The organism is Prevotella sp. S7 MS 2 (genome assembly GCF_000762865.1).
Taxonomy (GTDB): domain Bacteria; phylum Bacteroidota; class Bacteroidia; order Bacteroidales; family Bacteroidaceae; genus Prevotella.
Window position 1 is genome coordinate 19,858 of the sequence record NZ_JRPT01000023.1, and the last position, 25,476, is coordinate 45,333.

Sequence of the window (25,476 nt, forward strand, 5' to 3'; positions counted from 1 at the left end):
TAAAATGAATATTTTATGGAGAGGAGCAGGCATAGCATTGTGTGCAATGTTATGCGTGGCTCCTGCAAACAGTAAGAAGAAAACTAATAAGAAAGACGCTTCCGAGAAGCAAGAGATGACTTCTGTCAGCGGTTATAGCAAGGCTGTAGCCGGCTATAAAGCGCATCCCGGACTCATTACCGCCTATGAGAAAGAGGGTGAATATCTATTTGCCATTCCCAAATCGTTGTTGGGGAAAGACTTGTTGCTCACTTCGCGTGTATCGACGACAAGCAATAACTCTAGCACGGTGGCCGGAGAGATGCCTCATTCGCCTGTCCTCATTACGCTTTCTACCCAAGGCAAAAGACTCTATATCCATAAGAAGTCGTCTAAAAACATCTGCGATCCCAACTCATCTTTGCAAGCTTCGTTTGATAGAAACTTCATTGCGCCCATCTGGAAGTCGTATAAAATCAAGGAAACCAATGATTCTACTCTTCTAGTAGATATGGAATCGCTCTTTACTTCAAGCATAGAAGAACTCAATCCTTTTAAGACCGGAGTTCCTCAAGCCACACAGATGGGCAGTCCGATTAGCGACCTTTGCGTGATTATTGGGGCTAAATCGTTCCCCAAGAATTTGCAGGTGAAGTCGCAAATGGGCTACACTTCGCGCAACGAACCGTTCACTGTGACCATGACGCGCAACATTATTCTCTTACCAGAGAAGCCTATGCGCCCACGTTTGGCAGACCCTCGAATCGGTTATTTCGATGAGAAAAAGGAGTATTTCAGCGACCGTAACGATGGTGTTGTGCCTGTTTCGTATATCAAACGTTGGAACTTGGAACCTGTAGATAGTGCTGCTTTTGCTCAAGGAAAGCTCACCGAAGTCAAGAACCCCATCGTGTTTTACATCGATACAGCCATCCCTCGCAAGTGGGCACCCTATATTAAAGAAGGTGTATTGGAATGGAATAAGGCTTTCGAAAAGATTGGATACAAGAACGTGATGCAAGTACGTGACTATCCAAAAGACGATCCTAACTTCGATCCCGATGATATTCGATACAATTGTTATCGTATGATTACGACCAATGTTGAGAACTCTGTGGGGCCATGCGCATCCGATCCACGTTCCGGAGAGATTATTCAAGGAGACGTACTCTTTTACTTCAATAGTGTAAAACTGCTGCATAACTGGCGCTTTGTACAAACTGCTGCGGTCGATCCTAAGGTGAGAAAGCGTGTTCTCGACGACGAGTTGACAGGTAGTTCTCTACGGTATGTGGCTACTCATGAAGTGGGTCACACCCTTGGACTCTTGCACAATTTCCGAGCTTCTGCCACCATTCCGGTCGACTCTTTACGCTCTGCTACATTCACACAGAAGTATGGTACCACCCCGTCTATCATGGATTATGCCCGCTATAATTATGTGGCGCAGCCCGGAGATAAGGGAGTCAACCTGCTGCCTCCGCCATTAGGAGTATACGATTCATATGCCATTGCATGGGGATATAAGCCTATTCCCGGTGCAGTGACGCCTGAAGACGAATTGCCAACACTGAATAAATGGATTAGAGAGAAGGAAAACAATCCGATGTATCTCTATGGTCAACAGTATTTCTTCAACTCTGTAGACCCCAGTTGTCAGTCAGAAGACTTGGGCGATGACGCTGTCAAGGCTGGTGAATATGGCATTAAGAATCTCAAGTATATCGTGAAACATCTTGCAGAATGGTGTGTAGAGGATGGCAAAGATTACAAGCGTTTGCAGGAAGCACACAACGAAGTGGCCGAACAACTACAACGCGAGATCTATCATGCAGTGATGTATGTGGGCAGTATCTATATGGATGAGCCTGTCGCAGGAGATGGTAAGCCCAACTTCCGTTTTACCGATCGCAACACACAGAAGCGTGCATTGCAATTTGTTTTGCGCAACATAGCCGACCTACCTAACTGGTATAACGACAAGAGTATTGTTGAAAAGACCGGTCGCATACAGTCGGTCAGCAACATGCAAGCCCGTTTCTTGAAGAGTTTGTTTGCCGGTCCGGTGGCCACAGCGCTCTCGCTGTTTGAGCAGATGGAGCCAACCAAGGCCTATACCTATCAAGAAATGATGGACGAAGTGTATCGTTTCGTGTGGGCTAAGAGCTTACGCAATGCTGTACCTAATCTCTACGAGCGTCAGTTGCAAATCGTTTATGTCAATAGTTTGCTGCGTGCACTCTCTGCCAAGCAAGAAAAGAAGTCGCTATCAGGTTCTGCTTTCTTTGCTTCTCAGCCCCATGTATGCGGTATACACGACAATCTCGACCGCGGTTCTAAGTCATTCTTCGAGTTCGATCCATTGGAAGACTTCCGCATGATTCGCACTCCGGTAACCCAAGGGCTTGCGCTCGACCTCAAGAAACTGCTGGGGCGTTTGCGTGTTTCAGCCTCTAGCAAGATGCTTCGTGCCCATTACGACGCCCTTTATAGCGATGTCAATGCAGCATTAAAATAAGATTTTATGAATGTAAAAAGCCCGACTCTTCATGGAGCCGGGCTTTTTTTATATTCTGATTGAATCTCATCCCCATTCGGAGGGATACATTCTTCTTACAACTTCCAAGTCACTCCGTCCTTGGTATCTTTTATTTCAAAGCCGGCAGCAGCAAGTGCATCGCGTATTTGGTCGCTTGTTGACCAGTCTTTATTGTCCTTAGCTTTCTTGCGAAGTTCCAATACCATATCTACCACCTTGCCGAAAGCAGCCTCTCGTACATCGTTGTTAGAAGCGTGCTCATTCTTCAATCCTAGCAGTTCAAAGGCAAAGAGATTCATCGTGTCGGCCAATTCCGTAAGGTCTTTACCGCTGATTTGCGCTTTATGGTCGAGCAGAATGTTAATCAAATGACATGCTTCGAACAGATGACTGATAACCACTGGTGTCTGTAAATCGTCGTTCATGGCATCGTAGCACTGTTGGCGAAATCCTGCAACAAAGGCTTTTGTTGATGCATCACTCTCGTTTCCGGCCTGTACACGACTCAAATCTGCGATACCATTCATCAACTTATTGAGTCCTTTCTCACTGGCAATGAGCGCTTCGTTAGAGAAGTCTACCGTGCCACGATAGTGGGCTGAGAGGATGAAGAAGCGTATAGTCATGGGCGAGAAAGCCTTCTCCAGACTCTCATGATTGCCCGTGAAGAACTGTTCGAGCGTAATGAAGTTACCTAGACTCTTACCCATCTTCTGTCCATTGATGGTTATCATGTTGTTGTGCATCCAGTAATGTACCATTTGGTCGCCCTGACTAGCCACCGCTTGAGCAATCTCGCACTCGTGATGTGGGAATACCAAGTCCATTCCACCACCGTGAATATCGAAGTGTTCGCCTAGATATTTACGTCCCATAGCCGTACATTCGCAGTGCCAACCGGGGAAACCGTCGCCCCACGGACTCGGCCAACGCATGATATGTTCGGGTTGTGCTTTCTTCCACAAAGCAAAGTCCACCTGATTACGCTTCTCTCCCACGCCGTCAAGTTCGCGACTGTTGTTGATGACATCATCGAGGTTGCGCCCTGAAAGAATACCGTATTTATGGTCTTTGTTGTATTTCTCTATATCGAAATAGATAGAACCATTGCTTTCATAAGCATATCCATTGTTCAAGATCTCTTTTACCAGTTCTTCCTGTTCGATGATATGCCCGGTGGCATGCGGCTCGATACTGGGCGGAAGCACGTTGAGTGCATCCATCGCTTGGTGATAACGATTGGTATAATGCTGCGCTATCTCCATTGGTTCGAGCTGTTCCAGACGTGCTTTCTTCTCAATCTTGTCATCGCCTTCGTCGGCATCGTGTTCCAAGTGTCCCACATCGGTGATGTTACGCACGTAGCGTACCTTATAGCCGAGGTGCTTCAGATAGCGGAAAAGCAGGTCGAACGTGATGGCAGGACGAGCATGTCCCAAATGTGGGTCGCCATAAACGGTCGGTCCACACACATACATTCCCACGTTAGGAGCATGCAATGGCTTGAAAATCTCTTTCCTCCGAGAAAGAGTATTATAGATAAAAAACTTCTGTTCCATATTGTAATATTTAGCTTTTACAAAGGTAATGCAAATGAGCGCAATGAAAGTTCACTTTTAAATTGCCGAGTGTCGCTTAGCTTCTACAAAGGTAATGCAAACGCTAGAAATAGGAAAATAAAACACAAACGTTTTTCACAATTGTCCCGCCTCAACCTGTCTGACGATTCGTTCGGTCACTCTGTCCACGCCATCGCCATCGTATTGCTTCATCAGACTAGCACCGAAAGCCCACGCAAAAGCTTGCCAAAAGCCGGCACGAATAGGACCGAGAAAGGCTTGGATAAGGTTGTACGACGAGCTGTTGCATTCGCGATAGACTAGTTTTATCAAGAGTTTACCCTGTGTATACGAGAGTTTCTTCATGCGTGGCCCGTACTCTTCCTTCAAACTTTTCTCTACTATCTTCATGTGCGCGTCGCGGGCACGCTTGTTAGGGAGTGTTTCCAGATAGTCGCCTGTTTCGATAATGATACGGTTCACTTCCTTGGCTATGGGCAAAACCTTTTTCACATTGGCCACCAAGCGGTTGTAAGCTACGCGTTGACGTGCATTTGTAAACACCGGCACAGGGTACACATAGATATTGTTCAACTCTACATACTGGATGGAATCACCATCTTTCATCACCTTACCCACTTTCACCATCGGCACGAAAGTGGGATTGTCCATATCCACCACTCGATCTTCGGGATTGACACGAACTGCTCCATCGTTCTGTGCCAACGCCGAAATGTGGCACAAACAGATGAATATGCACAGTATGTTGATACGTAGTTTCATCGCAAAGCAAAAGTAGTTATATTTTCGGAATCGGTGAAATTTAGCCTGCTAATTTTCCTTTTACGCGCCATACAGCCCGGTCCTACAGTTGCATTTTAGGGAAAATCCTCTGCCAAATAGGCTTTTCTCCCTGTTCGCTTTGCCCATGATTACGTACATTTGCCTTAGAAACCAAACAATTAGAGACTTATGAAACATTACATTCTTTTATCATTATCGGCCCTCTTGTTATTGTGCACCATGCCGGTCAAGGCACAGTATTACCCTGACGGACGCCCCATTCCGCCACGTAAGCGTGCTGCTTATCCTGGCTTCAGTGAGGATTACAACGACAACTTCAATCGTTTCGATGGTGGTATCAAGGTAGGATGCGGACTTGGATTCCAAATGCTTTATTTAGAAGCGAGCTACGATGTCGGGTTAGCTAACGTCGGTAAAGACGACTTCGAAGATACGCATACCGGTACATTCAATCTTACTTTCGGTGTCAACTTCTAACGGTAAGCTTTTATTCTTACCTATTTCTTGTTTCCAGAAAGGAAGGGTGACTACACTAATTCATCACCTTTCCTTTCCATATACTCCTTCCTCTCCTTGGGAGAGGGGTGGGGTGAGGTTGCTGCAAGCTATTGGCAGCATTGCTGTCTGGGCTCAGCAATTTTGTTGCCACGTTGATGCAGCGATGCTGAAAAGACCTTGCAGTCGGTTAATAGACTGATAGATGGGTAAACAAGTAGACTTATTAGGAGTGAAGAATAGTGAGTTTTCAAGATTGATAGGAGCTTTTTGGGATTCTGACAGTCGTTTTTTCGTTGATAATGTGTACCTTCGTAGATTGTAAGTCGGTAAGACTTGTCAATCAAAAGAATCTATCATGTTCAGTAAAAATCGACAAACTAGTATTTCGCTCTTATATCTTGTTACGATACATGTGTTGGGATTGCTGTGTCTAAGTGCTTTCAGACTCATCGAGTTTTTGTTCTTACGCCATCTCTGTACGGGCGAAGCCAACCCGATGATAGCCTTTGTTCGCGGCCTATGGTTCGACAATGTCATCCTTTGTTATATCTCTTTGTTGCCTATTGTCTTCTTGTTGGGCAGTGCCATTGTGGGTTTTCGTCGTCGATGGACGTATCGGTCGGTCACCATTTGGTACGGTGTGTTGATGACATTGGCATTGGCTGTGTCAGCTGCCAATACTCCTTATTTCCAGTATTTCTCTAAGAATATCAACTCGTCTATTTTTGAATGGTTCTCTTATACGGGCACTACGGCCGGTATGTTGGTCGAAGAGAAGAGTTATCTCGTCCATATTGCGTTATTCTTTGTCGTTGCTGGTCTGTTTTGGTGGGCAGGGTTGAAGCTGGAGAAGTATTGGTATCAACGGTTACAAACGCTTCCTGTTTCGCGTATAGGCATCGTCTCATGCAGTTTACGTACCGTTGTGCTGCTGTTGGTCGGTGGACTTTGTGTTTTTGGCATACGTGGCCGGATAGGGTATAACCCTATTAAAATCAGTCAGGCTTATTACTGTAACGATGCTTTCCTCAATCAGTTGGGCATCAATCCGGCGTTTAATTTGCTTACAAGTGCACTGGACGACATGAGAAGTGAGAACCGAGAGTTGCATTTGATGCCTTATAATAAGGCCATTACGATAGCTCGTAACAGTTTGGGAATCGATGGTAAGGTGGATAGTACGCACGTTTTGCGTCGGTATGTCAAGGCTGATGGTGTTGTCAAGAAATACAATGTGGTTATTATTCTGATGGAGTCGATGTCGGCACCACTACTTGAATCGTTCGGTAACGGCCAACATCTCACACCCACGCTAGACTCGCTCTATCATCATTCGTTGACATTCAACCGCTTCTATAGTGCCGGAATCCACACGAACCACGGTATGACGGCAACGCTATATTCCTTTCCTGCGCTGATGTTTAGGAACCTGATGAAGGGTACGGTGACTCCCCGGCGCGACGGAATTCCCACGGTACTGAAGCGAGAGGGTTACCATAATATGTTTTTTATGACTCATGAGGCACAGTACGACAACATGAAAGCCTTCTTCTCTACCAACGGATATGATGAAATTTATTCGCAAGAGAACTATCCGAAGAGCGAGGTAGTGAACAGTTTCGGCGTGTCCGACCACTATTTGTTCCAGTATGCGCTGCCCGTTATCAACCGTCAGGCGGCTACGGGCAAACCCTTTATGGCGACGCTTCTCACTATTAGCAACCATCCACCTTATATTATTCCATCGTTCTTCAAGCCGCATACCAGCGAACCGGAGTCGCAAATAGTGGAGTATGCCGACTGGGCTGTTGGCGATTTCTTGCGTAAAGCGAGCCGGGAGGCATGGTATAAGAACACAATATTCGTCGTTTTGGCCGATCACGGTAAGATGGTTGGCATGGATAATAGTGAATTGCCAGAAAGCTACAACCATATTCCACTGATGATTTTCGGTGCGGACGTAAAGCCGCAAGTATATGATGGGCTAGGTATGCAAGTTGATGTAATGCCTACTTTGCTTGGTATGCTGAACATGAGTTATGCTTATGATGGCTTTGGTGTCAATCTTTTAAAGACGAAAAGAGACCATGTGTTCTATTCTGCCGATAACCAAATCGTGGGGAGAGATGCTTCGCGACGTTATGTCTATGCCCCGAAGATTCAGAAAAGTTTTTGTTATGACAGTCAGCAAAAGGCTGTGGCAAAGACCAAAGCCTATGAATCGCTCGAAGAATATGCCAAGGCTATGATTCAAACGGCGGAATATATCTACCGCCGAGGTGATGGTCGAAGATAACAAAAATCCCCCAATGCAGTGGGCAAAGGGGGATATGGGTGGAGCTTGATAGGCTTTCTTGTAAGTTGATGTCTATTTATAGGAATCCAAGATGAGGTGGCGGGCAAACTCCCAAACGACGATACCGGTAGTCACACTCACGTTGAGCGAATGCTTGGTACCAAACTGTGGAATCTCCAGACAGCTGTCGCAACGGTCGATAACAGCCTGAGCTACGCCCTTAACCTCGTTTCCGAAGACTACGGCATATTTGCCTTGACGGTCTAACGATAGGTCTTGTAATTTTACAGAACCCTCAACTTGCTCGATACCATATATATAATAGCCATCGCGGTGGAGGGCTTCGACGGCCTCAATCGCGCTAGGGAAGTATTTCCAATCCACACTGTCTTCACCGCCAAGAGCCGTTTTGTGAATCTCGGCATTGGGAGGTGTGGCCGTGATACCGCACAGATAGACTGCCTCTACACGGAAAGCGTCGCATGAACGAAACACACTTCCTACATTATACAGCGATCTTACGTCGTCGAGAACCACTATCAGAGGTAGCTTTTCGGCCTCTTTGAACTCGTCGACCGTGAGTCGTTGCATCTCTATCGTCTTGAGCTTGCGCATTTTACTGCTGTTCCTCCTTAGTTTTATAAGCCAATGCGTACATGCGAATCTGCTTAATCATTGAGAGCAAACCATTGCTACGGGTGGGCGAGAGATGCTCGCGCAGCCCGATACGGTCGATGAAATACAGGTCGGCATCGAGTATCTCGGTCGGTGTATGATTGCTTAATACGCGAATCAACAGGGCTATGATGCCTTTGACGATGAGCGCATCGCTGTCTGCTGTGAGCTTGATGAGCCCGTCTGTATAGTCGCATTGCACCCACACACGGCTTTGACAACCATTGATAAGGTTGCTTTCTGTTTTATATTGATTGTCTAATACTTCCAAATCATTGCCTAGGTCGATGAGCATTTGGTATCGATCCATCCAGTCGGTGAAGTCTTCAAACTCCGCAATGACTTCGTCTTGCAATTCGTTGATAGTCATATTTGTTTGCTAATATCCTTATTCTGTATATTTTATATGGCTCTTTTATGATGTTTTAGAGCATATAGAGTCACCCTTCTACCAGCTTAAACAGCTTGTCATTGGGGCGCACTTTGTCGGGTACGGGGATGGAAATACGCCATCCCTGTTCTGCTTTCTCTACGGGTTTCAGGTCATAACGTATCTCTGTAGCATCAAGATACATGGCTCCGGTAGTCGGTCCGGTGATGAGTAACTTGTCTCCTACGTTGAATGTAGTGGCTTCCACGGCAATCTCGGCTACCCCTATCTTTGCGAAGTGCTTGGTTACTTTGCCTACAAGTATTTTCTTCTGTGTGGCCTTGTTACCGTAATTCTTGGTCCATTCACCCATTGTCTGGCCTTGATAATAGCCATCCCAGAAGCCGCGGTTGAACACGGTTGCGAGTCGTTTGTCCCATTCGTCCTTCTTCTCTTCGGTGAAAGTGCCATCAAGAACGCTCTGTATGGCCTCTTTATAGCATTTTACTACGGTGTACACATATTCGGGGCCACGCGCACGTCCTTCGATTTTGAACACCCGAACACCCGCATCCATCATCTTATCTACGAAGCGTACGGTTTTCAAGTCCTTTGGACTCATGATGTATTTATTGTCTATCTCTAGCTGTTTTCCCGTTTCGTTGTCGGTTACAGTATACGAACGGCGGCATATTTGTACGCATTGGCCGCGGTTGGCTGAGCGATTTGCATCGTGAAGACTCATGTAACATTTGCCCGAAACAGCCATACATAGTGCACCATGACAGAACATTTCGATACGAACGGGCTTGCCTAGCGGACCGTAAATATTCTGTTCGACTATTTGTTCGTGGATGTATTTCACCTGTTCCATTTTCAGTTCGCGAGCCAATACCGATACGTCTGCAAACCGAGCATAGAACTTTAAAGCCTCCGTATTCGATATATTGAGTTGAGTAGACAGGTGAACTTCCTCGCCAATTTCATTACAATAGGCCATTACTGCTACGTCTGAAGCGATAACAGCCGATATTCCGGCCTCTTTGGCAGCGTCTATTATCTCGTGCATTGTGGCTATATCCTCGTCGTAGATGACTGTGTTTACCGTGAGATAGGTTTTGATACCGTGCTCATTACACGTTGCTGCAATCTCTCGTAAGTCGTCTATGGTGAAGTGATTGGCCGAATGTGAGCGCATGTTCAACTGTCCGATGCCGAAGTAAACGGAGTCTGTACCGGCCTGAATAGCTGCTGCGAGCGATTCTCGCGAGCCCACCGGAGCCATTATTTCATAATCTGATATATTCTTATCCATGCTGCAAAGGTACTGTAAATCAATGATAAATGAGCATTAATTTGCAGATAGTTGACTGTAAGAGGGGCTTGTAAAATCACATATAGAGATTGTATCTAGAAATAAGAAGAAATATTTGACTCTTATAAGTCTTTTGTGTATATTTGTAATAACTAATATATAAGTTATAAAATAAGAATATTAGGTATAGTAACTAATATATAAATTGTAATATATGTATATCTTTGAACCGATTTCAAGTGACGATATTCAGCGAAGACTATCAGAGTGTTGCAGGCTACGTAGGCTGGAAAAGAATATGTCACAAAAGGCTTTGTCCGACCTTAGTGGTGTACCTTTGTCTACCATACAGCGTTTTGAACATACCGGTGAGATCTCTTTGGGCAGTTTTGTAAAGATAGGTCGTGCCTTAGGGTATGCTCAGGAACTGATGGAAGTCATGTCTAAGCCCAAGTATAATAGCCTTGATGAGATGGTAAAGATCAACAAAAATAAAAGTAGAAAGAGAGGAACCGATGAGAAAGGTTGAATCTTTGAAAGTCATGTACCATCATATTCTTGTGGGAAGAATGACTATGGGGACGAATGGGACATGTTTGTTCCAATATGATAGAGAATGGCTTGACACCGGATTTTCCATCTCTCCCTTGAAACTTCCGCTTATACCAGAGTTGTTTGAAGCCGAACTTACACCGTTTGGTGGTAACTTTGGCGTGTTTGAGGATAGCATACCCGGTGGTTATGGAGAGTATATGTTGACCAAAGAGCTAAGAAAACATGGTGTCAACTACATGGAACTAGATCCATTACAGAAACTAAGTATCGTCGGTTCGTCCGGTATGGGAGCATTGTGCTATGTTCCTGACAATAAAATATCAATACCGGAAGACAGCATAGACCTTGACAAGATACAGCATGAGGCGCTAGAGGCGCTTTCTGAAAAGAGCGATAAGAATGCCGGAAGATTATATATGGCTAGTGGAAACTCCGGTGGTGTTCGCCCCAAAGTGTTGTTAAATGCAGACGGAATAAGTTGGATCGTGAAGTTTCGCCAAACATATGACCCTCTTGATGCGGGACTTATAGAATACATGTATAACAAAGCTGCGCAGAAAGCAGGAATCATTGTCCTACAATTTAGGTTATTCAATGGTCGCTACTTTGGTGAAGAACGTTTCGATATAGCCCCCAATGGAGATAGAATCCATATGGTTACGGCCAGTGGGCTTCTGAACGAGGGTATCAATCTGCCTAAAATGGATTACAATACACTCCTTGCTTTAACGGGATATATTACGCAGGATCATGTAGAAGTGGAACAACAATTCAGAAGGATGGTATTCAATTACTATTCAGAAAACTTCGATGACCATGTACGAAACTTCTCTTTCCTATATATAGATGGCAAATGGAAGCTATCACCTGCTTACGATATGACTCATGATAGTTCTTTGGGGACGCATGCAACAACGGTTGGTTATACCGATAGTCCTACCGATGAAGATTTAATCAATGCAGGAATGAGAATTCAAATACCTCAAAAAGTGTGTGAATCAATTATTGATGAGGTTAGACCCATTGGCAGAGAATTGGTAAAACGAATTAAGAATAAGGATTATGAGTTTCCTTTTCCGTAATTCGGACTATTGTTGTTGAAAGCAGTTCTAGCTTCTCAACCTCGCGAAAGGGTGAACTTAAACGCCACGCCTCCCTCTTCTAGGTTCTCTACGGTGATGGTTCCACCATGTATCATCACTGCATTTTTGACGATGGCGAGTCCCAATCCGGTGCCGCCGAGCTTTCTGCTGCGACCTTTATCCACCCTGTAGAATCGTTCAAAGATGCGAGATAGATGTTGCGGAGGGATGCCTACACCGTCGTCTTTGAATGTAAACGCATACTCATCCGGAGTTACTTCCACATGAAGCGTGATGCATTTACCCTCTCCGGCGTACGCAATGGCGTTGTCGGTGAGGTTTCGGAAGATGCTGTAGACAAGTGATTGGTCGCCACGGAAAGGCAGTTGTTGCGGTAGTTGGTTGTGGAACAGCATGTTCTTTTCCTGTCTTTCGAGTGCTGTCTCGTCTACAATGCCGCGTACTATTGTCGCAATGTCGAAGTCAACTGGCTGTTGTGGCCTGTTGTCTACATTGTCCATCTTGTTGAGCGTAGATATATCTACGAGCAAACTACCTAACCGTTGACTCTGCGCATAGCTTCGTTCGATGAACTGTTGTTTTATTTTTGCATCCATATCGGGGTTGGCTATGATGGTCTCCAAGTACCCTTGGATGGTGGCAGCAGGTGTTTTAAGTTCGTGCGCAATGTTCTGTGTGAGTTCCTTTCTCATGTTGGCTTGCTCCTCTTTACTACGCTGTAGCCGTTTATAAAGCTTGATGATGTACTCTGATATTTCCCCTAATTCGTCGTTGGAGAATTGTACCAAGTCTTCACTATCAAGACTTTCGTTGCGGTCGGCACGGCTTGCGAAGAGGCGTAACTTCGTCACATTGCGGCTCAATCGGTGGATAAAGCGATAGAGTACAAGCGTGATGACGATGAGTGCACAGAGCGATAGCCATAGATAGAGCATGTTATCGTCCAGTCCATCAAGCATGTTGTTGTCGTAAGGCAGTGCCGAACGAATGACAAGAGAGTCGCTTGGATAATATGTAGCCGAATAGAAATACTTGTGACCCAGCGTCTGGCTGTTGCGATTGATGTCGAAACCGCTTCCTTGGCGTAATGCTGTGGCCACCTCTCGACGATTCTTATGGTTGGGAATATGGGCATAGTCTTTCACCTCGTTGTCGAAGACTATGCGTCCCGATGGGCGTATCAATGTTACGCGCATGCCATTGATGCGGTGCGTATTGACGTATTTGGCAATGGCTGCCTCATTATTTTTCCCCGTCAACTCCAGTACTTCGTACATGCGGTCGTTGTAGTCTTGCAGTCGTAGGTTGATGAGTTCGGCTTTATGCCGGTTCTCTCCCACATGGTTCATGGATAATAAGAGCGCCACAACGAGCACAAAGACTGTGAGCACAAGTACAAACATGCGCTGCCCGATGGTTGTTCCTGTTGGTTTGTCTATGGATGGTTGCATCTTTTAATCTTCAAAACAATAACCGAATCCCTGCCGAGTGACGATGTGTTTGGCATAGATTCCAATCTTTTTACGAATACGTGTGATGTTCACATCCACCGTTCTGTCGAGCACCAATACGTCACTCGGCCATATCTTTGTGATGAGTTCTTGTCGGCTGAACACCCGTCCACGGTGCTTGAGAAGTAGGCTGAGCACGCCTAACTCGGTCTTAGTGAAAGGTATTTCCATACCGTCCAACTCCACTTTTTTGGCAGATAGATTGATGCGAAGGGTGTGATAGCTGATCAATTCGTCGGTGGGAGTCGCGGTAACGGCTGTTCGTCGTAGTACGGCTTTGACTCGAAGAATCATCTCGCGTACCGAAAAAGGTTTCGTGATGTAGTCGTCGGCACCGATGGTAAGTCCGGTTACGGCATCGTTCTCCGTGTCTTTGGCAGTGACGAAGATTATGGGTATGCGCCTCGTATCACTGTTTTGTTTGAGTCGTTTAGCCAGTGAGAAGCCCGAAATCTCTCCCATCATTACGTCTAGCATCATGAGGTCGTAGTCTGCAAGCGACTCTTTGGCCAGCACTTCTTCGGCCGAATAGGCTACATCTACGTTGAATCCCTCATTCTCAAGGTTGAATTGAAGGATTTTACATAGGTCGCGCTCGTCGTCGACCACAAGAATTCTCTGCTTCATCGTATCCATATTATATTGTATATATACCGGTTAGGAGAGGCTTGTTAGCCACTTTGCCATTTTTATTTCTTTTGTTTGTCCCCTCAATCAGCTCTACTTGTCTACTCGTTTACTTGTCTATTACTCGGCTGCAAAGCCTCTGCAACTTTGCTGCCTCGCCTTTTCAGCATTGCTGTCTGGCTTTTGCAGCGATGCTGCTGTGGCCTTGCAATAACCTCACCTCGGCTTTCTCTCAAGGAGCGGAAGATTATATTGAGTCGGCAACTTAATAAGTTGTTAGCCCAACGATGTTGCAAATATATCGAAAAATAACTGAATATGCCTTTTCTGCCGTGCTATTTATCATTTGTAACATGATTGTAATAAGGTTGCAAAGAATTGGAAACATGGGGCTACTACTTTTGCATCAAGAAATTATAAAATCGACTTATGGAATTGATTTATCTGATTATTATTGTCTTTCTGTTTTTGTTGGCATCCTTTGATTTATGGGTGGGTGTCAGCAACGATGCTGTAAACTTTCTCAATTCGGCCGTCGGTGCACGTGTGGCTCGCTATCGTACCATCATGATAGTAGCCTCGGTGGGTGTGCTGGCAGGTGCTTTGTTGAGCAATGGCATGATGGATATTGCCCGACACGGCATCATGAATCCGTCTAACTTCACCTTTCACGAGGTTATGACCATCTTATTAGCCGTGATGGTGACTGATGTTGTGATTCTCGACATGTTCAATAGTCTGGGCTTGCCCACCTCTACCACTGTGTCGATGGTGTTTGAATTGCTTGGTGGTACGTTTGTTATGGCTATCTTGAAGATGGTACATGGCAGTGAATTGCAGATATTCGACCTGTTGAATACCGAGAAAGCGCTGACCGTTATCATCGCTATCTTCGTGTCGGTGGCTGTCGCTTTTGTCTTCGGTTACATTGTTCAGTGGGTTTCGCGTTTGATATTCACCTTTAAATATCAAGAGAATCTGCGTTACACGGTGGCTATCTTTGGTGGCATTGCCGTTACGGCATTGTCGTATTTCGTGTTTGCAAAAGGATTGGGAGGGGCTTGGTTCATCGACCAACGTGTGGTGACTTTCATCAATACCCATATTCATACGCTTCTGATAGTGGTGTTTCTGGGGAGTATGGTGGTAATGGAGATATTGCATTTGTGCAAGGTCAACATCTTCAAATTCATCATCTTGGCCGGTACATTCGCGTTGGCCATGGCCTTTGCAGGCAACGACTTGGTGAACTTTATCGGTGTTCCGTTGGCTGGTCTCAGTTCGTTTCAAGACTATATGATGCATGGTGGTGGTGCCAACGACAGTTTTTTGATGGCGTCGTTACAGGGTTCGGCAAAGACTCCGATGCTCTATCTCGCAATAGCGGCGTTCATCATGATATTTTCGATGGTTACCTCGAAAAAGGCACGCAATGTGATTAAGACCAGTGTAGACCTTTCGAGACAGGACGAGGGCGATGAGATGTTCGGCACATCACGTGCTGCTCGCAGCATAGCTCGCTTGACACAGAACTATTCGGAGAACGTGGAACGCGTGATACCGCAGTCGGTCCGTCGATGGATAGATGGCAGATTTGACAATCAAGGTGTGGTGTTGGCTCCCGGAGTAGCCTTTGACGAGGTGCGTGCATCGGTGAATTTGGTGTTGGCGGCATTGCTTATCATCATCGGAACCAATCTGAAGCTACCCTTGTCTACCACTTATGTGACCTTTATGGTGGCTATGAGCTCGTCTTTGGCCGACCGTGCATGGGGACGGGAGAGTGCTGTGTTCCGTATCACGGGTATGCTTTCGGTGATTGGCGGATGGTTTGTGACGGCGGGAGTTGCCTTCCTTGGCTGTATGTTGGTGACGCTTGTGATGTTCTATGGAGGCATCGGTGCGATGATAGCCTTTATGGGATTGGTCATCTATCTGCTTATTAGAAGCAGCAAGAAGTTTAGCGACAGCGAGAAAGAGAATAAGGAAGACGAGTTGTTCAAGCTGATGATGCGCAGCAAAGACCCGGAGATAGTGTGGGATTTACTGGTGAAACATGTGAGTAGGATGCAAGCCGGTATGACCAACTTTGCCTTGGAGCAGTACACGCATATCTTTGATGGGTTGTCAAAACAAAAGATGAGCGAGCTAAGGAGTAGTCAAAGTGCACTTAAGAAAGAACAGGAAATGTTGAAAAAGTATCGAAAGAAGGAGATATTAGTGATGCATCTGGTGCCGCAGGAGTTGGCTTTGGAGCGCAATACGTGGTTCTATCTAGGTATCAATAGTGCACAGCAATACATCTATTGTCTGAAGCGTATGCTCGAACCAGTAAAGGAACATGTGGACAACAATTTCAATCCGTTGCCCCAAAGTTATATTGATGAATTCCAACCTGCATTGAACAGCATTCATCAACTGATGAAACAAACGGCCGGTTTTATCAGTACGGGTCGATATTATGGGTATCGCGACGTGATGGAAGAGGCCGACCGATGCAAGAACGAACTCTCCGTGTTGCGCCATAAGCACATAGACCGCATGCAGAAAGATAGGAATTCAAAGAATCTGCAAATCTCTATCGTCTACCTGAATCTTATCCAAGAGACACAGGAATTGCTAAGTGTGATGCGCCATCAGTTGAGAGCGACACGCAAATTCATCGGTGCGCCCGGCACATCTTACGCTCAAAACGAGCAAATGGATTAGAATTTCCATCGCATTTGCACGTCGATATCGGTCTGTGAGTGGCTGTCTATCTGCTGCAATCCGCTGGAAATGTGGTCTCGATCGGAATAGTTGGTGTGCCCGGCTTGGGCTATCAGCTGTAGACGAGAGGTGACATCGGCTTGCACATGAGCTACATAGCGCATGCCATGTCCATAGAATGAAGGGAAAGAAAAGGTGTAGAGAAGTCCCGGTTCGTAGGTATATACGCGGCTGATATAGCCGTCGGTGTGGAACCAAGCGACTTGTATGCCAGCCTTGAAGACTCCTAATTGGTAGTTAAAGTTATCTGTCAGCATCCAGCCTTTGGCTGTTTGCTGATTTTTTATATATGTAAAATCGGTCTGGATTCTATTCCTCCAATGGGTGGAAGTATAGGTGGCTGATAGTCGGGCACGGTGTTCGGTTTGGGGAATGAGCCTCGTTTTGTCCGCATTATCATATTGCTTGCGGTGCCAACGATAGCGGGCGTTGAGGCTAAGAGAGTGATAAAGATAGGTGGCTTGCACGAGATGGTCCCACGCGTAAGATGATTTAGAAACCCGATAGCGAGCCCATGGCATGGAAACATAGTCGCTATACCACATCAAACTGAGGTTTCTAAGGGGTGTCCAAGAGGCTCCAATGTAGTATCCACTCTCGTTTTGAACGTTGCCGGTCTCGCTAAAACTTGTTGCAAAGAGATTATGATAACGGTAGGAATAGAAACGTTGCAAGGCGATAAGAGTGAGGTTATCGCGGAGCTGATAGCTTATGGTATTGAGGGTAGCAAGGGCATGACAGTCGCCTGTAGCAGTTTCTCCGCTAATCATGAGTCGATGGTTTTGATAACCATAGTCTATGCCTAAATTGTAAAAACGGCGTCCGCGCGGTCGCCAACGTCGATATGTTAGGACGGTGTCGGGTCGCAGTTGGTGGTTGAAAGAGGTGTAGACACCCGATAATCCCATGTGGAATCCCTTATCACTCCAATACAAGCGTGCGCCCAAAGTGGCTTGCATGGCATTCCGACGACGGTTCATCTCGCTCTGGGTGCGATGATATCCGGTTTCAAGAATAGTGGCAATGGTGACGCTATCCTTGTTCATGGTAGCGTCGATGGGGCGATATGAGGCGAAAGCTGTCGCATAGGTATGCTTTGTAAGAGCTAGTCTGACGGCTGCTCCTTGCAGATAATTAGCCTCAAGGCGTGATGCATGGCCACAGATATGATCGGTGTTGCGGCCTAATGTAGCCAAAGTTCCCAGTTTACCGAAGCTGAAATCGTTGTTCATTACAAGTCCCATGCCGAATCGCAGACGGTATCTGCCCACGACAAGAGTATTGAGTAACCCCTTTGTTCTAACGAGAGCGTAGGCCGAATAGAAGTCGTAGCCACTGCTATTATGCCCTTTGAAGAAAGGTTCACCGGCATCTTTGGCGCCTATCAATCCTACCTTGAAGTACTGACCGTAGTTGAATGTGTAGCGCATCCAGTGTTTGAGAGGGTCGCCTAGATACCCTTTGTCATCGCCTTTGCGTTTGTATAGTGGGATGCGGGCATATCCTACGAGTTCGTGTTTACCATATTTGAGGATATTACGGAGGGTTGGGAAGCTGGTTTGCTCGATGGGTTTGACTTCTACGAAGCACTGGAGAAGTCGGCGACGGGGCGCATCCAGTGATTCAATCATGGCCAGTTCGTCCACGCTTTGCAATGGTGCGTACTGGTAAATATACGCCACTATCTCTTCAATCTGCTGTGCCGAGAGGAATGGGATGCGTTCTAAATCTTGTTGAGTAGCTGTGTTGAGGTTTATTTTGTGGGTTGCCAACTCGTTCAACACGTCGTAAGCCTCTTCCCACGAGCCCATTTCTACATCTTCTAAGGTGCCGATTTCATCGTAATAAGTCTTCCAATCATCGGCCATTTGTGCCTGTCCGGTAAGGAAATGAAGAGACAGGCATGCCATTAGAATGCCTTGTTTCCACATAGATATGAAGGTATTAGATAGTGAATATTCTGTTCTAAATATGCATGGGTGATTATTTCTGCATTCAAGTTAGAATTATCTATGAGCATCCATTCGTCTACAATGAGGTTATTCTGCTAACGTAAAGTCCAATTGTTTTTTCTCTATATTGGCCTTAGCTACCTGTATTTTGATGGCATCACCGAGTTGATACTTATGGTGACGACGCCGTCCTACGAGGCAGAAGTTGCGTTCATCGAAGTCATAGAAGTCGTCACCGAGGTCGCGCATAGGCACCATACCCTCGCAATGGTTCTCGTCTATCTCGGCATAAATGCCGTAACTGGTGATTCCACTGATATGTGCGTCGTACACATTACCCAACTTATCGGCCATAAATTCGACCATCTTGTACTTGATGGAGTCGCGCTCAGCATTCTGGGCTATCTGTTCCATGTCCGAACAGTGCTCGCAGAACTCCTCATAATGTTTCTCGTTGGCACTTCGTCCGCCTTCGGCATAGCGCGTCAAGAGGCGATGTACCATCGTATCGGGATAACGACGGATAGGCGAAGTGAAGTGTGTGTAGTAGTCGAATGCCAATCCGAAGTGCCCGATATTGTGCACGCTGTACTTCGCTTTCATCATGGCGCGTAGAGCAACGGTCTGTATGAGCTTGCCTTCGGGTTTGCTTTCTACCTCGTCCATGAGCTTGTTTAGGCTGCGGGCAGCAGCTCCTTTGGTGCTACTACTCTTGAGACGATAGCCGAATTTTACGATAAATTCGCGCAATACCTCCAACTTCTGTGGGTCGGGATTGTCGTGGATACGATAGGGGAGCGTCTTGGCTTTGGCTCCTTTCTTTACCTTTCCGATGCTTTCGGCCACCGTCCTGTTGGCTAATAACATAAATTCTTCGATGAGTTTGTTGGCATCGTGCGAGCGTTTGAAGTAACATTTCGTAGGTGTACCCTTCTCGTCGATGTCGAAATGCAACTCCTCTCGGTCGAATTTCACGGCTCCGTTTTTGAAGCGGGCAGCCCTTAACTTCTTGGCCAATCGGTCTAACATGATGAGATTGTCGGCATTTTCGCCCTTGTATCCTCCCTTAGGTGCTTTCGGAGCAGGCTCCCCTGTGCCGTCGACCACGCCGTTGGCTTCCAGCAATTCCTGCACCTCTTCGTAGGCGTAGCGGCGATTGCTGCGGATGATGGTGTGTACTACGCGATGCGTTTTCACGTCGCCTTCCTCGTCCATATTAAAGATAACGCTGTAAGCCAACTTGTCTTCATCGGGTCGAAGCGAACAGATGAAGTTGCACAGGCGTTCCGGCAACATGGGGATTGTGCGGTCTACGAGATACACGGAAGTCGCTCTCTTGTAGGCTTCCTTATCGATAATGGAGCCTTCGGTGACGTAGTGAGACACGTCGGCAATGTGTACACCTACCTGCCAAAGCCCCTTGTCTAGCTTTTTGATGCTTAGTGCGTCGTCGAAATCCTTTGCATCCTTGGGGTCAATGGTGCATGTGAATACGTCGCGGAAGTCTTCCCGCTCTCGTTCATCTTGCTCCGTTATCTCGCCGCTAATCTTCTCTGCTGCCTCTTCCACGGCTTTCGGATACTTATAGGGCAGGCCGTATTGCGAGAGAATGGTATTCATCTCCGTGTCGTTATCGCCTGATTGGCCGAGCACATCAATCACTTCGCCCACTAGATTCTTATGTTCTGCGTCGGGCCACTGTTTGATTTTAACGATGGCTTTGTCGTTGGTTTTGCCCCCTTTGAGTTTACGTTTGGGGATGATAATATCTCGAACGAAGAGGTTTTCCTGCGTTATGAGGAAAGCCAAATCTTTCTCTACGCGCAGTTTCCCCACCACGGTATCTTTCTTACGACTGATGATTTCAATCACCTGTGCTTCTTTGATGTGGTTTGCCCGACGTGCCATGATAGACACTTTTACGCGGTCTCCGTTGAGTGCCGACATGGAATTGCGCTCCGAAACAAAGATGGGGAGCGAGCCGTCATCGGGGATAAACGAGTTCTTACCATTCGATTTGCGCACGAACGTACCCTCTTGAACCTGTCCTTTGAGATTGAGTTTGTATGAATTATCCGATACACGCGTCAGATAATCTTCCCATGCCAAACTCTCCAAAATATCTATAGCAAGCATCTTCAGTGGGTGGGTATCCAACCGCAGGATGCGAAATATCTCTTTAAAACTTAATGTCTTCTCAGGCTGAGAAGAAAACAGACCTATCAACTTTTCCGATAGTTGATTTTTTGTCATGCGTTTACCGCCTTTTTTACCTTTTCCCATATCGTGATGAGTTTTATGTTCTGATGGTAAAGTTATAAAATATTTTCGACACGGTATCGTAATATCGATGAATTAATTATGAAAAGATGAAAACACCGGGATTATCGGTTGGTATAGTGATGGTTGCTATATTGGCTTTACAAAGACGATGTGTACATCGCTTTCCATGATTGATTTGCTAATAATTTGTGCTTATTTTGCTTGTGAGATGGAAGACTTTTCGTCTCTACTGTTCTTCTCTTTTCACTCCTAACTCATCACTTCTCACTCTAAATTTGTCTACTTGTCCACTCGTTAACTCGTCTACCATCAAATTGCAAAGCCCCCGCAGCACTGCTGCCTAGGTCTTTCAGCATTGTTGTTTAGGCTTTGCAGTATCGCTGCTAAGCCATTGCAGTGGATCAAGGGTGAATAGTGAGGAATATGGAATGGTATATTTCTGAATCAATTATACCATCGAATAAGGTTCTTTGCGCGTATATTTTGTTATCTTTGTAAGTGGCTTTGTTGCCGGAAAGTGTGTTTGGTATTGAGCCAAAGACGGTTTGTAAGGCGGTGTATATACTGTCTCTATATTCCGGCATATAATAAATAGATACTTAATGACCGAAATATGGCAGGGAAAAAAGTTGCTGTGGATATTGTAAAGGCGTATGTGCGCTATCTGAAACTGGAGCGAGGGTATTCGGGAAATACCATCGCGGCTTATCAGCACGACCTTCAATGGTTGATAGACTATGCACGGGCGGAGGATTTACAATTGACGGAAATGAAGTTGGAGAATCTGGAAAACTTCACGGCTTTCCTGCACGACCGAGCCATTTCGGCCAAGTCGCAGGCGCGAATCCTTAGCGGTATCCGTTCTTTCTATCGTTTTTTGGTGCTGGACGATTATATAGATGCCGACCCTACGGAATTGTTAGAGTCACCACAGATAGGTAAACATCTGCCCGAAGTGTTGTCTACGGAAGAGGTGGATATGCTGGAAGGCAGCATCGACCTGTCGAAACTGGAAGGGCAACGCAACAAGGCTATCATCGAAGTGTTGTTCTCTTGTGGGCTGCGTGTATCGGAACTCGTCACATTGAAGTTGTCGCAACTCTACTTGGAAGAAGGGTATGTGCGCGTATTAGGTAAAGGGAATAAGGAAAGACTGGTGCCCATATCGGGTAAAGCCGTCAAAGAACTGCAGCTATGGTTTTACGACCGCAACCTGATGACGATAAAACCGGGTGAAGAAGACTATGTGTTCTTGAATCGACGAGGCGCCCATCTTACGCGAACGATGATTCTTATCATGATCAAGCGGCAAGCCGATGAGGCCGGAATTAAGAAAACCATCTCGCCACATACGCTTCGTCATAGTTTTGCCACGGCACTTTTAAAGGGTGGAGCCGACCTGCGTGCCATCCAAGCCATGCTGGGGCATGAGGATATTGGTACTACGGAGATTTACACCCATATCGACACTACCACGCTACGCGAGGAAATCTTGCATCATCATCCGCGCAATATGAAGTATCATGAAGAGTCATGAAAGAGGAATAAGACAGTAAAAGGGCAACCATCATGAAGATGATTGCCCTTCTTATTTCTTGATGAAATCTGCTGAGATTACTTGTTTACAGCATCAGCGAGTTCAGCACCAGCCTTGAACTTAGCAACTTTCTTAGCTGCGATAGTAATGTTCTGCTTGGTAGCTGGGTTGATACCCTGACGAGCAGGACGCTCGTTAACACTAAATGTACCAAAACCTACGAGCTGAATTTTATCACCTGCAACGAGTGCACCCTTGATAGTTTCTACAGTAGCTTCCAATGCTTTCTTCGCATCAACCTTTGTCAAACCAGCTTTAGCTGCAATCTGATCGATCAATTCTGTCTTATTCATAATTCAGTTTTTTATTAAATGATAATTTATAAATATTCCGTTTATACATGGCAAATATAGGAGAAACCTTTCATAAATCAAACAAAAAGGCGAAAAATATTTCGCTTTTTTTGAAAAATTGTGTAAAAAGGCCTGTTAATAGGCCTTTTCGATAATCTTTTATCCTATTTTTTACTTGTAAAGTCCACTGTTGTGAAAAGGCCGAATTACAGTTTATCTCCGTAGCAGAGGTCGCCTGCATCACCGAATCCGGGTACTATATACTTATATTCGTTCAAGCCCGGATCGATGGCTGCGCACCAAATGGTGGTTTTGTCTTCGGGGAATGTGTTGCGGATGTGCTCAATGCCTTCGGGGGTAGCTATGACACAAGCCACATGAATGCGCTTCGGTGTACCCTTGGTGAGGAATGCTTTGTAGCCCAATTCCATGCTACCACCGGTGGCAAGCATCGGGTCGGCGATGATAAGGCACTTCTCGTCGATGCTGGGAGTTGCTAGATATTCTACGTGGATGCCCACTTGTTTGTGCTCGCTGTCGGTATATTCGCGATAAGCACTGACGAAAGCATTGCCCGCATGGTCGAAGATGTTGAGGAAACCATTGTGGAACGGCAAGCCTGCACGGAATATAGTGGCCAGTACGATCTTGTCGGTGGGGACGTTGATACGTGAAATGCCGAGGGGAGTGGCAATGTCTTTAGCCTCGTAGTTCAATGTCTTGGAGATTTCAAAAGCTTCAAATTCTCCGATACGCATGATGTTGTTGCGGAAGAGCAGACGATTTTTCTGATATTCAACATCGCGAATCTCGGCCATGTACTGGTTGATGATACTGTTTTTGTCTGAAAAGTTAATAATTTCCATAAGGCTTGTGTTTTTGCTTGCAAAATTATGAAAAATCACCCGATTATGTCACGTCGGAATAGCAAAAGTAAACAGTAGGCAAAGGATTTTAGTATCTTTAACCAAATCGGCAAAAGCGGTTGACGATTTTTTGTGGCTGCAAATTGCTGTATTGGTGTTTTTTTTGTTATCTTTGCGCACGGTATTTAAGATAATTGCCACATCTGAATGCAGATATTTTTTTCAACTTAAAATACATTTTATATAATGGCAAAGTTTGACAAGAGCGTACTTGAAAAGTACGGTATTACAGGTACAACGGAAGTTGTTTACAATCCTTCTTACGAAACATTGTTCGAAGAAGAGACAAAAGAAGGTCTCGTAGGTTTTGAAAAAGGTCAGGAAACAGAGCTTGGCGCGGTTAACGTGATGACAGGTATCTATACTGGTCGCTCTCCTAAGGATAAGTTTATCGTAGATGATGAAAACTCTCACGACACTGTATGGTGGACATCTGAGGAGTACAAGAACGACAACCACCCTGCTACAAAAGAAGCATGGGCTGTGGTAAAGGAACTTGCTAAGAAAGAACTTTCTAACAAGCGTCTGTTCGTTGTAGACGGTTTCTGCGGTGCTAACAAGGATACTCGCATGAAGGTTCGTTTCATTGTTGAGGTTGCTTGGCAGGCTCACTTTGTAACAAACATGTTCATCCGTCCTGTAAATCAGGAAGAGTTGGATCAGGAACCAGACTTCATCGTTTATAACGCTTCTAAGGCTAAGGTTGAAAACTACAAGGAATTGGGTCTGAACTCAGAGACTGCTGTTGTCTTCAACGTAACAAGCAAGGAGCAGGTTATTTTGAATACATGGTACGGTGGTGAAATGAAGAAGGGTATGTTCTCTATGATGAACTACTTCTTGCCATTGAAGGGTATGGCTTCTATGCACTGCTCTGCTAACACAGATATGAACGGTGAGAACACAGCAATCTTCTTCGGTCTGTCTGGTACAGGTAAGACTACATTGTCTACCGATCCGAAGCGTCTCCTTATCGGTGATGACGAGCACGGATGGGATGACAACGGTGTATTCAACTTTGAAGGTGGTTGCTACGCTAAGGTTATCAACCTTGATAAGGAAAGCGAACCCGATATCTTCAACGCTATCCGTCGTAACGCATTGTTGGAGAACGTAACAGTAGACGCTAACGGTAAGATTGACTTCGCAGATAAGAGCACTACCGAGAATACTCGTGTATCTTATCCTATCAATCACATCAATAACATCGTTCGTCCTGTATCTTCTGCTCCTGCAGCTAAGCAAGTTATCTTCTTGTCAGCAGATGCATTCGGTGTATTGCCTCCAGTATCTATCTTGACTCCTGAGCAGACACAGTACTACTTCTTGTCTGGTTTCACAGCTAAGTTGGCAGGTACAGAGCGTGGTATCACAGAGCCTACTCCTACATTCTCTGCTTGCTTCGGTCAGGCTTTCTTGGAGTTGCATCCTACAAAGTATGCTGAAGAGTTGGTTAAGAAGATGGAGAAGAACGGTGCTAAGGCTTACCTCGTTAACACAGGTTGGAACGGTACCGGCAAGCGTATCTCTATCCGCGATACACGTGGTATCATCGATGGAATCTTGAGTGGTGCTATCAATGAGGCTCCTACAAAGCAGATTCCTTTCTTCGACTTCACTGTTCCTACACAGCTCGAAGGTGTTGACACCGGTATCCTCGATCCTCGCGATACTTACGCTGACGCAGCTCAGTGGGAAGAGAAAGCTAAGGATTTGGCTGCTCGTTTCATTAAGAACTTCAAGAAGTACGAAGGTAACGAGGCTGGTAAGGCTTTGGTTGCTGCTGGTCCTCAGCTGTAATTTCGTAATTCACGATTATAAAGAG

19 protein-coding genes are annotated in these 25,476 nt (G+C 45.7%); 8 read left to right on the forward strand and 11 right to left on the reverse strand.

The features are described 5' to 3' along the window. Positions 1-4: 4 nt before the first annotated feature. On the forward strand, positions 5-2,497 hold the full coding sequence (locus HMPREF0671_RS05470; RefSeq protein WP_036897718.1) for a zinc-dependent metalloprotease: 2,493 nt from the start codon (positions 5-7) through the stop codon (positions 2,495-2,497). Positions 2,498-2,592: 95 nt separating this feature from the next. Here the strand turns inward: HMPREF0671_RS05470 and cysS are convergent, their stop codons facing one another. Both cysS and HMPREF0671_RS05480 read right to left on the reverse strand, forming a co-directional pair. After that, complete coding sequence (gene cysS / locus HMPREF0671_RS05475) at positions 2,593-4,077, reverse strand: cysteine--tRNA ligase (RefSeq protein ID WP_036897721.1); 1,485 nt, start codon at positions 4,075-4,077, stop codon at positions 2,593-2,595. Positions 4,078-4,212: 135 nt separating this feature from the next. After that, the gene (locus HMPREF0671_RS05480; protein WP_036897723.1) at positions 4,213-4,860 is read right to left on the reverse strand and encodes a DUF4294 domain-containing protein; all 648 of its coding nucleotides are present in this window, start codon (positions 4,858-4,860) and stop codon (positions 4,213-4,215) included. Between the two features lie 189 nt (positions 4,861-5,049). Here HMPREF0671_RS05480 and HMPREF0671_RS05485 point away from each other — a divergent pair, with 189 nt between their 5' ends. After that, a complete protein-coding gene (locus HMPREF0671_RS05485; RefSeq protein WP_036897726.1) occupies positions 5,050-5,358 on the forward strand; it encodes a hypothetical protein in 309 nt (102 codons plus the stop codon). Between the two features lie 376 nt (positions 5,359-5,734). Beyond that, positions 5,735-7,675: an LTA synthase family protein gene (locus HMPREF0671_RS05490; protein ID WP_036897729.1), complete on the forward strand. Its 1,941-nt coding sequence runs from the start codon at positions 5,735-5,737 to the stop codon at positions 7,673-7,675. 72 nt (positions 7,676-7,747) lie between these two features. Here HMPREF0671_RS05490 and HMPREF0671_RS05495 read toward each other — a convergent pair whose 3' ends face one another. From HMPREF0671_RS05495 to HMPREF0671_RS05505, 3 genes are all read right to left on the reverse strand, one after another. After that, positions 7,748-8,290: an RNA methyltransferase gene (locus tag HMPREF0671_RS05495; RefSeq protein ID WP_036897731.1), complete on the reverse strand. Its 543-nt coding sequence runs from the start codon at positions 8,288-8,290 to the stop codon at positions 7,748-7,750. 1 nt (position 8,291) lies between these two features. Then, positions 8,292-8,720, reverse strand: coding sequence for a SufE family protein (locus HMPREF0671_RS05500; protein ID WP_036897734.1), 429 nt, complete (start codon positions 8,718-8,720; stop codon positions 8,292-8,294). A 70-nt stretch (positions 8,721-8,790) separates the two neighbouring features. Continuing rightward, positions 8,791-10,035 (reverse strand): peptidase U32 family protein, encoded by a 1,245-nt coding sequence (locus HMPREF0671_RS05505; protein WP_036897737.1) that lies wholly within the window; start codon positions 10,033-10,035, stop codon positions 8,791-8,793. Positions 10,036-10,249: 214 nt separating this feature from the next. On the opposite strand from HMPREF0671_RS05505, the gene HMPREF0671_RS05510 reads away from it, so the two are divergent. Continuing rightward, on the forward strand, positions 10,250-10,564 hold the full coding sequence (locus HMPREF0671_RS05510; RefSeq protein WP_036897740.1) for a helix-turn-helix domain-containing protein: 315 nt from the start codon (positions 10,250-10,252) through the stop codon (positions 10,562-10,564). After that, positions 10,551-11,672 carry a type II toxin-antitoxin system HipA family toxin gene (locus HMPREF0671_RS05515; RefSeq protein WP_036897742.1) on the forward strand — a complete coding sequence of 374 codons (1,122 nt, stop codon included), beginning with the start codon at positions 10,551-10,553 and terminating at the stop codon, positions 11,670-11,672. Before HMPREF0671_RS05510 ends, HMPREF0671_RS05515 begins: the two co-directional genes overlap by 14 nt. A gap of 35 nt (positions 11,673-11,707) precedes the next feature. Here HMPREF0671_RS05515 and HMPREF0671_RS05520 read toward each other — a convergent pair whose 3' ends face one another. Beyond that, positions 11,708-13,144 (reverse strand): cell wall metabolism sensor histidine kinase WalK, encoded by a 1,437-nt coding sequence (locus HMPREF0671_RS05520; protein ID WP_052052861.1) that lies wholly within the window; start codon positions 13,142-13,144, stop codon positions 11,708-11,710. A 3-nt stretch (positions 13,145-13,147) separates the two neighbouring features. Continuing rightward, entirely contained in the window at positions 13,148-13,831 is a 684-nt protein-coding gene (locus tag HMPREF0671_RS05525; protein ID WP_036897792.1) for a response regulator transcription factor, read from the reverse strand. Between the two features lie 429 nt (positions 13,832-14,260). Here HMPREF0671_RS05525 and HMPREF0671_RS05530 point away from each other — a divergent pair, with 429 nt between their 5' ends. Next, positions 14,261-16,540: an inorganic phosphate transporter gene (locus tag HMPREF0671_RS05530; RefSeq protein WP_052052863.1), complete on the forward strand. Its 2,280-nt coding sequence runs from the start codon at positions 14,261-14,263 to the stop codon at positions 16,538-16,540. Here the strand turns inward: HMPREF0671_RS05530 and HMPREF0671_RS05535 are convergent. Further along, positions 16,537-18,531: a helix-hairpin-helix domain-containing protein gene (locus HMPREF0671_RS05535; protein WP_036897744.1), complete on the reverse strand. Its 1,995-nt coding sequence runs from the start codon at positions 18,529-18,531 to the stop codon at positions 16,537-16,539. The genes HMPREF0671_RS05530 and HMPREF0671_RS05535 overlap by 4 nt on opposite strands. A 108-nt stretch (positions 18,532-18,639) precedes the next feature. Beyond that, a complete protein-coding gene (rnr, locus tag HMPREF0671_RS05540) occupies positions 18,640-20,835 on the reverse strand; it encodes a ribonuclease R (RefSeq protein ID WP_036897747.1) in 2,196 nt (731 codons plus the stop codon). Positions 20,836-21,448: 613 nt separating this feature from the next. Between rnr and xerA the strand changes: the two genes are divergently transcribed. Then, positions 21,449-22,372 (forward strand): site-specific tyrosine recombinase/integron integrase, encoded by a 924-nt coding sequence (gene xerA / locus HMPREF0671_RS05545; protein ID WP_036897750.1) that lies wholly within the window; start codon positions 21,449-21,451, stop codon positions 22,370-22,372. Between the two features lie 77 nt (positions 22,373-22,449). Here xerA and HMPREF0671_RS05550 read toward each other — a convergent pair whose 3' ends face one another. Beyond that, entirely contained in the window at positions 22,450-22,725 is a 276-nt protein-coding gene (locus HMPREF0671_RS05550; protein ID WP_036897752.1) for an HU family DNA-binding protein, read from the reverse strand. A 206-nt stretch (positions 22,726-22,931) separates the two neighbouring features. Beyond that, complete coding sequence (gene upp / locus HMPREF0671_RS05555) at positions 22,932-23,591, reverse strand: uracil phosphoribosyltransferase (RefSeq protein WP_036897755.1); 660 nt, start codon at positions 23,589-23,591, stop codon at positions 22,932-22,934. A 246-nt stretch (positions 23,592-23,837) separates the two neighbouring features. Between upp and pckA the strand changes: the two genes are divergently transcribed. Then, entirely contained in the window at positions 23,838-25,451 is a 1,614-nt protein-coding gene (pckA, locus tag HMPREF0671_RS05560; RefSeq protein WP_036897757.1) for a phosphoenolpyruvate carboxykinase (ATP), read from the forward strand. Positions 25,452-25,476: the final 25 nt, after the last annotated feature.